We start from the raw sequence: 13,852 nt of genomic DNA, 5'->3' as shown, positions 1-13,852 counted from the left end.
GTTCTTTTCCTTTGTTTCAGCTGCACTGAATATCACAAGGTGAAATGGCTCACAAATTCTGCTTATTTCTTAATTCTCATCGTGAATTTAGTTGTTGAAACACCTACTCTTGGAACGCATTAATTCAAACAAGGACGATAAACATGTTCAAACCCAAGCGTTGTGCCTGGCTGATCGCTGCCGCCTGCGCATTGCCAAGCTATGCCGCAATGAGTGCAGCCATGAATATTCAACCCGATCCGCAAAATGCGGGAGGATATGTGATTGCGGCCCCGGATCTGGCAGCCATGGAAAAAGCCAAGACGGCCAATCCCATGTATGCAATATGGGCCAAGGCATTGGCGACCCGGTCAAATAAAATCGTTGATGCCATTGAACCGGGTCTGGCAAGCAATCCTGACAACGTAAAACGGGTTGAACGAGTATTTCCCCAATCTGAATGGGAATATTTAACCCAGATGGCAGCGCCGGAATATACTTATGTCCGCTTCTTGCGAGCCATCGGTAAATTCCCTGCGTTCTGTGGCGAATATACTGACGGGCGTGATTCTGATGCGATCTGTAAAAAATCCATCATGACCGCCTTTGCCCACTTCTCTCAGGAGACCGGTGGCCATATTGCCAAGGAGAACGTCTCCGATAACCCGCTGGGGCTGGAGGAGTGGCAACAGGCGCTGGTGCATGTGCGGGAGATGGGCTGGTCAGAGGGACAGACCGGCTATACCACCGGCTGTGGCCAGAACGACTGGCAGAACAAGAAGTGGCCTTGCAGCACGGGTCAGGGGTATTTCGGCCGCGGCGCCAAGCAGCTTTCTTACCACTTCAACTACGGCGCCTTCTCCGAAGCGATGTTCGATGGCGATGCCTCCGTGCTGCTCAACAACCCGGGGCTGGTGGCTGACTCCTGGCTCAACCTCGCTTCTGCCATCTGGTTTTTCCTCACCCCGCAGGCCCCGAAACCGGCCATGTTGCACGTGATTGATCGCACCTGGGTACCCTCCAAACGGGAAGCTGACGCCGGTATCGGCTATGGCTTTGGTACCACCATCAACGTCATCAACGGCGGCATCGAGTGTGGTGAACAGAACAAGGACAAGGGGCAGCCGGTCAACCGTATTCGCTACTGGGAAGGGCTGGCCAACCACTACCAGATCCCGATCAAGGCGGATGAGAAGAACACCTGCTGGCAGCAGACTCCCTATGGCAGCCTCAATCTCAACGGCGCTACTGACGTGCTCTACACCAACTGGGATGGCAACTGGAAATATTATCCGGATCGCCCGGGCGGTTACTCCTTCGAGTGCGAGCTGGTGGGCTTCCAGACCGCTTATTCTGCGCTGGTGCCGGGTGACTACGAGAAGTGCGTGACCAACTTCTACGGCTCCCACGCCAACTGGCCGAAAGTGCGGGTTGTGGACAAACTGACTCCACCACCGGTCGATCCGAGCGAACCCCCCATCGGTGGCAACCCGGCCTGGGAAGCGACCAAGGTCTACACCGCGGGCAGCAAGGTGAGCTACAAGGGAGCCGTCTATCAGGCCAAATGGTGGACGCAAGGGGATGATCCCGCCAAAGGTGGCCCCTGGGTTGTAGTTCCTGCCAAATAAGATGGCGTAATTTAACTCCCAAAGAGGAGAGGGCGGATAACGCCTTCTCCTCGTTAATTATCAGCAGTGCATCACTGAATATTATCTTGTATTTTCAATGGTGCTTATGTTCTAACTGATAAGGTAAGTTTTTATCTGAAAATTGAAATAAAATAGTGTTGAATCAAAGTTGAGAGTGAAATTTATATTCAGGTTCGTTAGCCTCCATAAACTAGCGTCTTCTGATGAGCTTAGTACGCTACTTATGAATTCATTTTTCACCATAAAATGAAACCTCTCATTGCGAATATGAGGAGTATCTTCTCTATTGGTAAACTGTCATTTATCACCTGAAATGGTGAGGTCTTGCTATATCACTCAGCTTTATCTCGGTACATTGTCGCTTATTCCCTTGAGAAAATAGATGTAAACGGCCGGTTTATATTGGTAATCTCTTTGGCTTGTGCAAAATTGCAACGAGGGGGCAAGATGAAGGGGGGTTGTCATTGCGGGGCAATCCGTTATGAAGTACTGACTGCACCTTTTGCGACCGATTTTTGTCACTGTCGGGATTGCCAGCGCACCACGGGTGCACCGGTCGGGGCCTGGATGGACTTTCACGCCGAACAGGTGCAGTGGTTATGCGGCAAACCGACCGAGTATGCGTCTTCAGATTTTATCCGACGGGGGTTTTGCGCCGAGTGTGGCTCCACCCTCACGTATCGCAGCACCCAGTACCCTGACTATCTCACGTTGGCTATCGCCTCTCTCGATAATCCAGAGGCCGTTGCGCCAACCTACCACATCCATACCGACAGCCAACAGCCCTGGTTGCCGATCCAGGACGATCATCCCCGTTATCGCAAAGGGAAGTAAAACCAGGGTAGCCCCAACAAAGGAGGTTGGCATGGAGCTGGTCGTTATCCGCCATGGTGAGACGCAAGCCAATGCGGAAGGACGGTATCAAGGTGCACTGGATATCGGGCTTAATGAGAGTGGCCAGAGGCACATTGCCCGATTGGCTGACGAGGTAGCGGCCACTCAGGCCCCGTTCGATCGGCTGCTGGCGTCACCCCTGCTGCGGACAAGGGTGAGCGCTGCCATTTTGTCTTGTCAGTTGGGATTGCATGTGGAGCTTGTGTCAGCCTTTCGTGAGAGGGATGTCGGCCTATTTGAAGGGCTGACGCAGGCAGAAGCAAGGGATCGCTATCCCGAACTGTGGGCGCGCAATATCACCCGGCGCTGGGCTGAATCTCCACCCGGTGGTGAAACCATTGATGAGGTGATTGCCCGGGTCTCGCAGGGACTCACGGAACTTGCTTCGACCATGCAAGGGGAGCGGATACTGCTGGTGGCGCACGGTGTGGTCGCCAAGGTGATCCGCGCCGTCACGATTGCCGGATTTGATGACTTCTTCGAGTGGCAATTGCCCAACGGCGGCATGCTGTCAGTGAGGCTCTCTCTGGCTGATGGCGGCCCACTGCGCCTTAGCCGTCCCCTTGATGGTTGTGATTGAAAAGTGCCCCAAAAGCAGAATGAAACAAGCAGCGCTACCGAAGAGAGTAGCGCAGCTTTTTGTGTACGTTGTGGTTGGTTATCTCTGCTAGCACAGGTTAGCTGTGTCACCAGAGGATAGGGGGGGCGCCATCAGGTCGGTTCCGGCTCCTCTTTGCGGCAGCAGTTGCGCCCCTGCTTTTTGGCCAGATAGAGGGCGGTGTCGGCCCGTCTAACCATCTTCTCTACAGTGTCATGGCTGCCCTTGCTGGCGCTGATCCCGATACTGATGGTGAGGGAGATCTCAAGAGCCCCCTCCAGTGCATGGTGCTGGGCTTCGATGGCGAGCCTGATCCGCTCGGCGCTGGCCCAGGCGAGCTCGAGGGAGGTTTCCGGTAGCAGCACGATAAACTCCTCGCCACCCCAGCGACCCAGCATGTCCACCTCCCGCAGCTGTTTGCTGATCCGTTTCACCAGACTCAGGATCGCCAAATCCCCCTGCTGATGGCCAAAGGTATCGTTGACTTCCTTGAAGTGGTCGATATCGATCAGCAGCAGGCTCATGGTATGGCCAAAACGCTGGCAGCGTTGCATCTCGGCGTTGACCAGCTCGTTGAACCGGCGCCGGTTGGCAATGCCGGTGAGAGGATCCGTGGTGGCGGCGACCTTCAACTCCTCCACCAGTCGGGCTCGCTCAGAGATATCCCGCAAGATGGCGGTCATCTCGGTGGTCGGGCCCAGATTGATCTTGGCGATGGTCACCTCCAGCGGAAATTCGCTACCGTCGCGGCGCAGACCCATCACCGAGGCGCGGGCATGCATCGGGCGCGAATTGATGGGGGAGCTGCTGAAGGCTTTGAAATAGGTTTCGTGATTGGCGCGAAAACGCTGGGGAAGCAGGGTTTCCAGCCGCTTGCCGAGATAGCTTTCGTCGATGCCGAACATCTCGCAGGCGGCGGTATTGATAAGCTCGATGCGTGATTCGCTGCTGACACTGATGATGCCGTCATAGGCGGAGTTGACCACCGCTTCGAAGCGACGGCGACTGGTGGTGAGCGCCTCTTCCAGCTGCTTTTTGGCAGTGATATCGATGGCGGTCACGATGATCCGGTTGATCCGTGCCTGCTCGGGGATGATGGGGGAGAGAATAAAGCGCCACCAACTGGTGCGCGATAGGCTGTCGATGGGCAGCTCGCTCTCGAGCCCTGTCTGCATGCGCACACATTCGTGCATTGGTGGCTCGATGGTATTGGTGATGTAGCGGGGAAACATCTCGCTCAGCTGTTTGCCAATGCTGCCAAGGACATCCAGCTCGAACGCCTTGGCAAAGGTATCGTTGGCAGAGACCAGCACAAAGTGATCATCCTTGTCGAGGCTGAACACCGCCACGGCTGCGCCGATGGCGTCGAGAGATGACTTTATGTCGGCATGGGAACCCTGTGTAAACATGCGACCTCCACGGCGAATAACATATTGATATTCAGTATAGTGTGGTCGTTTGGCTAACTACTCTTCGATATCCAGCAACACCAGAATGGCGCTGTCGCCGCCCCATTCGCGGGGAGCCTGATGGAAGGCGCGAACATTGGGGTGCTGGGCCAGCCAGCTGGGAATGCGCTGCTTGAGAATATGTTTGCCGATGCCGTGCATCACCGAGGCGACGTGAATGTTCTCTTTTTGGCAGAGGGTGAGCAGGGCGGCCAGCTCCTGTTTTGCCTGCTGCTGGTTCATGCCGTGCAGATCGAGGTAGATCTCCGGCGGATAAATGCCCCGCTTGAGCTTTTTCAGCTCAAATTTTGACACATCTTCCCGCACATAACGGGTCGGCCCATCATCGTCGAGATGGGGCTGATACTCATCGCTGAAATAGTGGTCAACCCCAAGCTTTTCGCGGGTTTCGCGCATTTCGCGTTTCTGCTTGACCGGGCGTAACTCGGCCCTTATGGTATCTTGCTTGATTTTCCGGGTACCTTTTATCGCATCGCGGAACAGCAGGGTTTCCTCGTCTGTCGGTGAGGGCGTTTTTTTCATCAGATGCTCATGTATTAGGTATGCGTCTTGCCCGTCAGGTAAACGGGGCTCGGGCCGGATATTACTCGACTTGGAGGTGGATTTGGACAAGATATTTATCGATGAGGTGGTTGCCGAGATGCACACCATCCAGGACATGTTGCGTTGGGCCATGAGTCGTTTCAACGACGCCGGGATTTTTTACGGTCATGGAACCGACAACGCCTGGGATGAAGCTGTGCAGCTGGTACTGCCCGCGTTACATCTGCCACCGGATGTAGACCCGGCCATGCGCCACTCCCGTCTCACCAGCAGCGAGCGTCACCGTATCGCCGAGCTGATTATCCGACGCGTACAGGAGCGGGTACCGGCCGCCTACCTGACCAATAAGGCCTGGTATGCCGGTTGGGAGTTCTACGTGGACGAGCGGGTGCTCATTCCCCGTTCCCCCATTGCCGAGATGGTGGCCAACCGTTTCGCACCCTTCCTCAAACATGAACCGACCCGGATCATGGACTTGTGCACCGGCTCCGGTTGCATCGCCATCATCATGGCCCACGAGTTCCTTGAAGCGGAAGTGGATGCCATCGACATCAGCATTGATGCACTGAACGTGGCCGAGCGCAACATCAACGATCACGGGCTGGAGCAGCAGGTCATTCCGATCCGCTCCGATCTGTTCCGCGATCTGCCGGCGGGCGACAAGTACGATCTTATCGTCTCCAACCCGCCCTATGTTGACTCCGAAGATATGTCGGATCTGCCGGACGAGTTCCGTCACGAGCCCGAGCTGGCGCTGGCGTCCGGCACCGATGGTCTCAAGCTGACCAAGCGTTTGCTGGCCCATGCGGCAGATTTCCTCAAGGATAACGGTGTGCTGGTGGTCGAAGTGGGCAACAGCATGATCCATCTGGAAGCCCAGTTCCCCGAGATCCCCTTTACTTGGGTTGAATTCGAAAACGGCGGCCACGGCGTCTTTGTGATGACCCGTGACGAGCTGGTGCAGTATCAGGATCATTTCGCCATCTACAAGAACTAAGCAGGAGCGCGCATGGCAGGGAACAGTTTTGGTCAACTCTTTCGGGTCACTACCTTTGGCGAGAGTCACGGCTTGGCGCTGGGCGCCGTGGTCGATGGTTGCCCGCCGGGGCTGGAGATCAGTGAGGCGGATCTGCAGGGGGATCTGGATCGGCGCAAGCCGGGCACTTCTCGCTACACCACGCCGCGCCGTGAGCCGGACGAGGTGAAGATCCTCTCCGGAGTGTTCGAGGGCAAGACCACCGGTACCTCCATCGGGCTGCTCATCGAGAATACCGATCAGCGCTCCAAGGATTACTCCGACATCAAGGATCTGTTCCGGCCGGGTCACGCTGACTACACCTACCACCAGAAGTATGGCCAGCGGGACTATCGTGGCGGTGGTCGCTCCTCCGCCCGGGAAACCGCGATGAGGGTAGCGGCGGGGGCCATTGCCAAGAAGTACCTGAAACAGGTGCATGGCATCGAGATCACCGGTTTTCTCTCCCAGCTCGGCCCCATCAAGGCGGAAGGCTTTGACGCGGCGCAGATTGAGCAGAATCCCTTCTTTTTCCCCGATGCGGGCAAGCTGGAAGCGCTCGATCAATACATGCGCGACCTGAAAAAAGAGGGCAACAGTATCGGTGCCAAGGTGCAGGTCATTGCGCGCAATGTGCCGGTGGGCCTGGGTGAGCCGGTGTTTGATCGCCTCGACGCCGACATTGCCCATGCCATGATGGGCATCAATGCGGTGAAAGGGGTGGAGATCGGTGACGGCTTTGCGGTAGTGGAGCAAAAAGGCTCCGAGCATCGCGACGAGATGACCCCGGCGGGCTTTGCCAGCAACCATGCGGGCGGCATTCTGGGTGGGATCTCGTCAGGTCAGGATATCGTGGTAAGCATGGCGCTCAAACCGACTTCCAGCATCACTGTGCCGGGCAAGACCATCAATACCGAAGGCGAGGCAATCGAGATGATCACCAAGGGTCGTCACGATCCTTGTGTCGGCATTCGCGCCGTGCCCATCGCCGAAGCTATGCTGGCGCTGGTGTTGATGGATCATCTGCTGCGCCATCGCGCCCAGAATCAAGGGGTGTTGACCCATACCCCGCAGCTGCGCTGATCGCTATTGCTGCTCATCGACTGATCGCTCCCTGTTCGGGGAACAAGTTCGACAATACCAAAAAGGCGACCTTCGGGTCGCCTTTGCTATTTCAGGTGGCGGCTTATCCCGTCAATGCTTGCGGAGGGTGCGGGTCAGCAGATCTGCGGCGCCCGGATCGGCATTGAGGCGACACCTGGGGGGCGAGAACTTGTTGTGGGGTTTGGGCAAGGCATGAATGGCCTCGTTGACTTTGAGGATCTGTTCTTCGCTCACGCTGTTTTTGGCAAACATCAGACTGACCGGCTGGTGGTGTAGCAACAGCTGGCAGCTGATAAACTCTTCGGCTCCCAGCTGGGCCAGCCGGTAGCGGGCATATTGCCACTCCATGATGATGCCATCGAGGCGGCGAGCCAGCAGCAGATCGATCATCCGCTCATCGGCGTTGTATTCGGTCGCCATTTTAAGCGCCGGGCAGCTATCCATCTGATGCATGGGGCGGGTGCCGCGTAACTTGCCTATCTTGAGCCCTTTCTCGTTGCACAACGCGGGCAGATTATCGAGCTGCGCCCAGCGATCCTGATGGCCGGGAATCGGGTCATTGCTCAGCAGCACATAGGCACTCTGGCGGTAGGGGGTCGAGAAGCGGGCATAACTCTGGCGCTCCGGCAGAGGGAGGGCGGCCATCGCCACATCCAGCTGATCGTGTTCTACCAGATGCAGTGCCCGCGCCCAGGGAAGCTCGCGAAACTTGGGGGCAAAGCCCGCCTGGGTGAGGATCTGGCGGGTCAGGCTGACATCCAGCCCATCCAGCTCACCTCGGTTGTTGATTTGGCTGAAGGGGGGCCAGTGGCTCCAGGCCACGGTCAGAGTCTGACTGGCCTGCAGTGCTGGACTTAGCAGCAGAAGCAGCAGGCCAATCCTTGCCTGCCAGCTGCCGCGGGGACGATATGACGTGGTCATAGTTAAACCTCGTTATTGTGTTCTTTATCCCGTGCGTTTGCCCCGCGAGCCATGCCTGCGAGGGCTGATATTGTGTTGCCAGTTAATAGTGTGGTGCGTGCTACATCAATCAACGGGATTATTCGGGGGGCAGGAGGGGGATTTTCTGTTCGTGCTGGGAGGAGCATCACATTTTTCTCGTTTATCCCGGACAACTCCGTTAGACTGCGCCTCTATTCTTTCCCCTTTGCTCTGCTCCCCGGGGAAATCGTTGTTTTCTCAATAGGCCCAGATCTTGTGAGATGGCATCGGCTCAGCAGAGGAGCCCCACCACAAATCCCCGGCGCCCCTATCTCTAGCAGGTAATTATGAGTTTTACTTCCCTCGGTCTGGCCGAACCCTTGTTACGTGCCGTTGCCGAACAAGGCTACGACACCCCGTCTCCCATTCAGCAGCAAGCGATCCCCGCCGTTCTGGCTGGCCGCGATCTGATGGCGGCGGCCCAAACAGGGACCGGCAAGACCGCAGGCTTTACCCTGCCGATGCTGCAACGTCTGATGGAGAGCAAGCGCAAGGTTTCTCCGAACCGCATTCGTGCGCTGGTGCTGACCCCGACTCGCGAGTTGGCCGCCCAGGTGGGCGAGAGCGTGCGTAACTACGGCAAATACCTGCCGATGCGCAGCCACGTAGTCTTCGGCGGTGTTAGCATCAATCCGCAGATGATGGCGACTCGCCGTGGTCTGGACGTGCTGGTGGCCTGTCCTGGCCGCCTGATGGATCTCTATAACCAGAACGCCGTCAAGTTTGACGAGGTTGAGATCCTGGTACTGGACGAAGCGGATCGCATGCTCGACATGGGTTTTATCCGCGACATCCGCCGCATCCTGGCCCTGATGCCGAAGAAGCGCCAGAACCTGCTCTTCTCCGCCACCTTCGCCGACGAGATCCGCGAACTGGCCACCGGTCTGCTGGATAACCCGGCAGTGATCGAAGTTGCCCCGCGCAACAGCACCGCCGAGCGTATCGAGCAGCTGGTGCATCCGTGCGACAAGGCCAACAAGATCGCGCTGCTGAGCCATCTGGTCACCAGCAACAACTGGCAGCAGGTACTGGTGTTCACCCGTACCAAGCACATGGCCAACCGCGTTGCCGAAACCCTTGACAAGAACGGCGTCAGCGCCGCCGCCATCCACGGCAACAAGAGCCAAGGTGCCCGTACTCGTGCACTGGCCGGTTTCAAGGATGGTAGCGTCAAGGTGCTGGTGGCGACCGACATCGCCGCCCGTGGTCTGGACATCGACAAGTTGCCGCAGGTAGTCAACTTCGAACTGCCGAACGTGGCGGAAGATTACGTGCACCGTATCGGTCGTACCGGCCGTGCCGGTGCTGCCGGTCACGCCATCTCGCTAGTGGCTGCAGATGAAGGGAAGCTTATCAAAGCCATCGAGCGTCTGACCAAGCAGAACATCCCCTGCGAGCAGGTAGCCGGTTTTGAAGCCTCCCGCGAGACCTTGGACAACATCGCCCGTGGTATCGGCGCGCCGCTGCGCAAAGAGCCTCGTGATCCGAGCGAGCAGCGCCGTGCGCCGCGTCCGCAAGGTCAAGGCCAGAGTCAGGGGGCCGGTCGTTCCGCCTCCAATGGCAATGCGGGTGGTGCCCGTACCGGTAACGGTGGCAAGCCCAAACCGCAAGGTGGTCAGCGTCCGGCTGATGGCGCTGGCAAACCTGCTCAGGCCCGTCGTCCACGTCGCTCTACCCACAACCAGTAAGCGGCTCGGGAGCTTGACTCCCCAGCTATGCGGTTGACTGAAAAGCCCTGCCAATCTGGCAGGGCTTTTTGTTTTTTCAGCCATGTAATCGGCACTGTGTGGTGCTGCGAGAACCGCGCTAGATGGCGGAGAGGTACTGCTTTTGCATCGCCAGCCAGCGGCCGTTATTGATAAACGCCAGCTGTACCTTGAGCAAGGCCGCAATTTCCGCGCGGTGCTTTTTATCGAGGTAGAGAAAGACCTGCTCTTTGGTGATCTTCTGCCAGGGGGACGCCAGTGCAGGTTGAGAGGCGGGGCGCATCTTGATGAGCCAATCCACTTTGCCTCGTTGCAGTTGGGCAAGCCCCTGCTTCTCATCGTTCAACCAGATGACCTGATAGTTGCCGAGGAAGCGCTCGCACCACTGGATGCCACGCAGGCAGCCAATCACGGTACCCTTGGCAGGGGGCCAGCTCGGGTTATCCCTTGGCTGACCATAAATCGCCACCTCCGAGATGGGGGCACCGATCTGCAGCAAGTGGGGATAGGTCTGATCAAAGCCCTTGATCCGGGCCATATCGCCATCGACGGCATGGTCAGCCTCAATCAACTTTTCGCAGCGGGCATAGGAGCAGGGGATCAACTGAAAGTCGATGCCGGCCCGGCCAAACCAGTCATGAATAAAAGGGCGCAATATCGCAGTGTGCTCGACCGCTGCCGCCAGCTTTAGCGGGGTTGCGTGGGCAACGGGAGTCAGCCCGACAAGCAGTAACCAGCCAATCCACTTCATATAGCACTCCTGAATCGTGCTTGTTCAAGCAGAACTGTTGCGACTATCTGTGCAGTGAAGAATAGCCGATAGGGATGGCTGCCAGACCGCTTCGCCAGCTATTCGTGACGGTCGGGTCAGGGGAGCAGCGCCGTGATCAGAATATGGGCCGCGCTCACCAGGATCACTGTGAAGGTCAGCCCCATTCCCGCCACCCGATAACGGAAGTTCTCCGGCGTGCGGCTCATGCCAAAGGCGTGGCAGAGTCGGCCAAGCAGCAAGGCAATCCCCAGCAAATGAACCAGCCAGGGGGCATGGCTGCCGGTTTCAACGAAATAGACCAGCAGCAGGGCGAGGGGGACATACTCGGCAAAGTTGGCGTGTACCCGCATGGCGCGCAACATGGCGGGGTCATCCCCATGCCCCAGCGCCACCTTGCGGCTATGGCGGGTGCGAATGGTTCGAATGCTCAGCAACACAAACAGCAGGGCGAGCAGGGCCGCGTAAACAGGCAGTATGGTCATGGTATCTGGCTCCTTGTGTGATGATGTCAGAGGCTAGTGCTGAGAGACGCGATATTGCTCGGCATCTCAATGGCTTGCCTTGAGGGTAGCAGCAAACTGCCTTGGCACGAGCGTCATCCACTCACTCGCCATCGGCCAAGCGCAGGCGCAAAACAAACAGCCCTGCCGAGGTGGCAGGGCTGTATTTTGACCGTGTTGATGGTGGGCTGCGCCCCGTCATTACCCCTCGTAAGGGAGGGAGGAGTGGTGCAGCACGATGCGCACCTTGCCATCATCCCCCTTCTTGAAACCCCAGGTCTTGTCGACAGTGGTCTCCTTGTTATCTCGATCTACCAGATGCACCTTGCCCATGGTCAGCGCCATGTCGCCGTTGATATAGACGGCGGCATTGTCATAGCGATAGCTCTGCCAGTTTTTCAGGGCGAACCCTTTGTCGGTGGGGTAGGCGCTGTTGTTGCCGACAAAGTAGGCCAGCGCCCCCTCGCGGTTGGTGCGAAAGGTCTGCTCGCCACCGGCAAGAGTGGGTTTGAACAGCACCGGCCCCTGCTGGTAGCCATAAGCGCTGTCGAGCACCGACTCGGCAGTCGCCTTGGCGCGCTCAATCCCACCGGCGCGATAGTCATCGCTTATCTTGATGAGCGCCGCGCCCCAACCATCCTGCGCGGCCTTGATCTCCGCCTCAGTAATATTGTTGTTGGTGATTTCGGCCGCGCTGAGGGCGCCGCTGGCTGCCAGCAGAACAAGGGCAAGGGAACTCTTCGTGAGATGCAACATCATTGTTTTCAAACTCCTGATAGCGATAAACGAGCGGGCAGTGTAGCGAGCGGGCATGAACGGGTTTTGAACTGATTATTCAGGGTTAGGTAGTAAAAAGGCGGTATATAGCTGAAGGTTTGGGTGTTTGTTTGGTAAGGGTCGCACTCTTAATTAATGGCGGATGCCTGTATCCAACTTGATTTCTTTTCCTACAAAAAGCCCCGCCAAGTTAATTGGTGGGGCTTTGCTATTTGGGCATTCAGTATCGGGGATTACAGCGCTGGCAGCATTCCAAGGCTGACGCTGATCTGTACGCCGACAATCAGCACCCCCATGGCGGCGGCCAGTCCCAGCGCTACTACGCCACCCGGGGCGCGGTAGTGGTGGGCAGGGGCCTGTTTGCGGCTCTGCCACACCAGCGCCACCGGCAGCAGTACCGCGAGGATTGCCAGCGCAATGGCAGCGTAGCCCAGCGCCATGATAAAGCCCTGCGGGAAGTAGAGGGCAAACAGCAATGGCGGCACGAAGGTGATAAGGCCAGTCTGAGTGCGGCCCTGCCAGTTGTCCTTGCGGCGGGTTGCCTTGGCCATAAAGTCGAACAGCCCCAGCGTTACCCCGAGGAAGGAGGTGGCGAGAGCCAGATCGGCAAACAGGTGCATCGCCTGATTAAACGCAGGCCAGCTCACCAGCTTGCCGACGTTGGCCAGCAGGCTGTCCAGCGCGCCGCCGGTTTGCAGCAGGGCTTGCTGGCCGAGCAGACCGAGGATCGCCACCTGCCACAGCACGTAGAGGATCAGCGGCAGGGCTGAGCCCCAGACAAAGACCCTACGCAGCTGTTTTGGGCAGTCACCGAGGTAGAGCATCACGCTCGGAATGGAGCCGTGAAAGCCGAACGAGGTGAAGATGACCGGCAGGCCCGCCAGCAACAGGCCCTGACCCAGCGGCATCGAGAGCAGATGCTGCCCTTCGGTGCGGGGCAGCAGCAACGCCAGCACCACCACCATGATCACCAGTTTGACGGTGAACATCAGCCGGTTGAGGTAATCCACCGAGCGGGTGCCGACACAGACCATGCCGCCAAACAGCAGGGTAAAAGCCCAGGCGGCCTGCTCTTGGCTGAGGGTCATGCCCGCATCGGCCAGTGCCTGTGCCAGCAGGCTGCTGCCGCCGCTGATGTAGGCGGAGGCCAGCGAGTAGAACAGCATCAGGATACAGAAGGAGGCGATGCGCTTGCCCCAGGGGCCGAGCAGATGATCCGCCAGCTGGTGCAGGTACCACTTGCCGGTGTTGAGGCTTGCCTCTACTTGCAGCATGGCGGTGAAGGCCATCAGGGCCCAGAGGCCGACCATCAACATCAGGGTGGCGGGGCCGCCGAGGGAGGAGGAGGCCAGCGGCAGGGCCAGCATGCCGGCGCCTATGGAGGTGCCGGCAATCAACAGGGTACAACCCAGAGTCTTGGTGTTCATGTTATCCATCCGAACGTAGCGGTGTCAGTGCAAACAGGCGATGTCAGCAGTGACGTCAACAAGAGGGGGCCGATTGGCGTTATCAGAAGGTGCCTCCGGTGATAGGGCCGGAGGCTAGCAATATCGGAACGGGAACATCTGTACCTAAAACCTGTCAGTTGTAAAAGATGGTTGCCACGTTAGCGGATCAAAATAGCGGAAACAACCCCTTTTATACGGATCTTGTGCTGGCTTGTGGCAACAAGTGGAAATAAATGATGACAGCGGTAGCTGATTGCAGAAAAAAGCACCGAAAAAATGATTGGCAGGGGCTCATTGATACAGGTCAGCCAAGTGGTTGCAGCACGGATGGGGGAGTGCCTTGTCGTGGCGTTGGCGTTTAGTTGCGGGGTGAAAGGAGTGTGGAGGCCCGGCCAGACGGTAGAGAAAGCAAAACGG

At 57.7% G+C, this 13,852-nt stretch carries 13 protein-coding genes; 6 read left to right on the top strand and 7 right to left on the bottom strand.

The features are described 5' to 3' along the window. The first annotated feature begins 143 nt into the window (after positions 1 to 143). From ACTG2B_RS10690 to ACTG2B_RS10680, 3 genes are all read left to right on the top strand, one after another. Complete coding sequence (locus ACTG2B_RS10690; RefSeq protein WP_439995709.1) at positions 144 to 1,607, top strand: chitinase; 1,464 nt, start codon at positions 144 to 146, stop codon at positions 1,605 to 1,607. 468 nt (positions 1,608 to 2,075) lie between these two features. Next, positions 2,076 to 2,462, top strand: a complete 387-nt coding sequence (locus ACTG2B_RS10685; RefSeq protein ID WP_115523031.1) for a GFA family protein — start codon at positions 2,076 to 2,078, stop codon at positions 2,460 to 2,462. Between the two features lie 31 nt (positions 2,463 to 2,493). Then, entirely contained in the window at positions 2,494 to 3,102 is a 609-nt protein-coding gene (locus ACTG2B_RS10680) for a histidine phosphatase family protein (RefSeq protein ID WP_429200404.1), read from the top strand. Positions 3,103 to 3,233: 131 nt separating this feature from the next. On the opposite strand, the gene ACTG2B_RS10675 is transcribed toward ACTG2B_RS10680, so the two are convergent. Both ACTG2B_RS10675 and smrB read right to left on the bottom strand, forming a co-directional pair. Beyond that, positions 3,234 to 4,529: a sensor domain-containing diguanylate cyclase gene (locus ACTG2B_RS10675; protein ID WP_439995708.1), complete on the bottom strand. Its 1,296-nt coding sequence runs from the start codon at positions 4,527 to 4,529 to the stop codon at positions 3,234 to 3,236. A 57-nt stretch (positions 4,530 to 4,586) separates the two neighbouring features. Then, positions 4,587 to 5,111, bottom strand: coding sequence for an endonuclease SmrB (gene smrB, locus ACTG2B_RS10670; RefSeq protein ID WP_021230158.1), 525 nt, complete (start codon positions 5,109 to 5,111; stop codon positions 4,587 to 4,589). Positions 5,112 to 5,193: 82 nt separating this feature from the next. Here smrB and prmB point away from each other — a divergent pair, with 82 nt between their 5' ends. Together prmB and aroC are read left to right on the top strand one after the other, a co-directional pair. Continuing rightward, positions 5,194 to 6,129 (top strand): 50S ribosomal protein L3 N(5)-glutamine methyltransferase, encoded by a 936-nt coding sequence (gene prmB, locus ACTG2B_RS10665; protein ID WP_439995706.1) that lies wholly within the window; start codon positions 5,194 to 5,196, stop codon positions 6,127 to 6,129. A gap of 12 nt (positions 6,130 to 6,141) precedes the next feature. Next, positions 6,142 to 7,230: a chorismate synthase gene (aroC, locus tag ACTG2B_RS10660; protein ID WP_005351780.1), complete on the top strand. Its 1,089-nt coding sequence runs from the start codon at positions 6,142 to 6,144 to the stop codon at positions 7,228 to 7,230. Between the two features lie 111 nt (positions 7,231 to 7,341). On the opposite strand, the gene ACTG2B_RS10655 is transcribed toward aroC, so the two are convergent. Then, positions 7,342 to 8,172 carry a substrate-binding periplasmic protein gene (locus ACTG2B_RS10655; RefSeq protein ID WP_013723771.1) on the bottom strand — a complete coding sequence of 277 codons (831 nt, stop codon included), beginning with the start codon at positions 8,170 to 8,172 and terminating at the stop codon, positions 7,342 to 7,344. A gap of 347 nt (positions 8,173 to 8,519) precedes the next feature. On the opposite strand from ACTG2B_RS10655, the gene ACTG2B_RS10650 reads away from it, so the two are divergent. After that, positions 8,520 to 9,920 carry a DEAD/DEAH box helicase gene (locus ACTG2B_RS10650; RefSeq protein WP_439995705.1) on the top strand — a complete coding sequence of 467 codons (1,401 nt, stop codon included), beginning with the start codon at positions 8,520 to 8,522 and terminating at the stop codon, positions 9,918 to 9,920. 118 nt (positions 9,921 to 10,038) lie between these two features. Here the strand turns inward: ACTG2B_RS10650 and ACTG2B_RS10645 are convergent, their stop codons facing one another. From ACTG2B_RS10645 to ACTG2B_RS10630, 4 genes are all read right to left on the bottom strand, one after another. Next, on the bottom strand, positions 10,039 to 10,689 hold the full coding sequence (locus ACTG2B_RS10645; RefSeq protein ID WP_439995703.1) for a hypothetical protein: 651 nt from the start codon (positions 10,687 to 10,689) through the stop codon (positions 10,039 to 10,041). 116 nt (positions 10,690 to 10,805) lie between these two features. Continuing rightward, entirely contained in the window at positions 10,806 to 11,192 is a 387-nt protein-coding gene (locus tag ACTG2B_RS10640; RefSeq protein ID WP_421300832.1) for an MAPEG family protein, read from the bottom strand. A gap of 219 nt (positions 11,193 to 11,411) precedes the next feature. Continuing rightward, on the bottom strand, positions 11,412 to 11,969 hold the full coding sequence (locus ACTG2B_RS10635) for a hypothetical protein (RefSeq protein WP_439995702.1): 558 nt from the start codon (positions 11,967 to 11,969) through the stop codon (positions 11,412 to 11,414). A 251-nt stretch (positions 11,970 to 12,220) separates the two neighbouring features. Continuing rightward, entirely contained in the window at positions 12,221 to 13,414 is a 1,194-nt protein-coding gene (locus ACTG2B_RS10630; protein ID WP_439995700.1) for an aromatic amino acid transport family protein, read from the bottom strand. Between the last annotated feature and the right edge of the window lie 438 nt (positions 13,415 to 13,852).

This window comes from Aeromonas sp. 30P (genome assembly GCF_051919805.1).
Classification (GTDB): Bacteria; Pseudomonadota; Gammaproteobacteria; order Enterobacterales; family Aeromonadaceae; genus Aeromonas; species Aeromonas veronii.
Note: the sequence above shows the minus strand (reverse complement) of the source record. Positions and strands in the feature narration are given on the sequence as shown.

Coding starts and splice junctions, on each gene's coding strand:
- ACTG2B_RS10685 (WP_115523031.1), top strand. CDS start 2,076: ATGAAGGGGGGTTGTCATTGCGGGGCAATCCGTTATGAAGTACTGACT.
- ACTG2B_RS10650 (WP_439995705.1), top strand. CDS start 8,520: ATGAGTTTTACTTCCCTCGGTCTGGCCGAACCCTTGTTACGTGCCGTT.
- ACTG2B_RS10640 (WP_421300832.1), bottom strand. CDS start 11,192: ATGACCATACTGCCTGTTTACGCGGCCCTGCTCGCCCTGCTGTTTGTG.
- ACTG2B_RS10645 (WP_439995703.1), bottom strand. CDS start 10,689: ATGAAGTGGATTGGCTGGTTACTGCTTGTCGGGCTGACTCCCGTTGCC.
- ACTG2B_RS10675 (WP_439995708.1), bottom strand. CDS start 4,529: ATGTTTACACAGGGTTCCCATGCCGACATAAAGTCATCTCTCGACGCC.
- ACTG2B_RS10655 (WP_013723771.1), bottom strand. CDS start 8,172: ATGACCACGTCATATCGTCCCCGCGGCAGCTGGCAGGCAAGGATTGGC.
- aroC (WP_005351780.1), top strand. CDS start 6,142: ATGGCAGGGAACAGTTTTGGTCAACTCTTTCGGGTCACTACCTTTGGC.
- smrB (WP_021230158.1), bottom strand. CDS start 5,111: ATGAAAAAAACGCCCTCACCGACAGACGAGGAAACCCTGCTGTTCCGC.
- ACTG2B_RS10680 (WP_429200404.1), top strand. CDS start 2,494: ATGGAGCTGGTCGTTATCCGCCATGGTGAGACGCAAGCCAATGCGGAA.
- ACTG2B_RS10690 (WP_439995709.1), top strand. CDS start 144: ATGTTCAAACCCAAGCGTTGTGCCTGGCTGATCGCTGCCGCCTGCGCA.
- ACTG2B_RS10630 (WP_439995700.1), bottom strand. CDS start 13,414: ATGAACACCAAGACTCTGGGTTGTACCCTGTTGATTGCCGGCACCTCC.
- ACTG2B_RS10635 (WP_439995702.1), bottom strand. CDS start 11,969: ATGATGTTGCATCTCACGAAGAGTTCCCTTGCCCTTGTTCTGCTGGCA.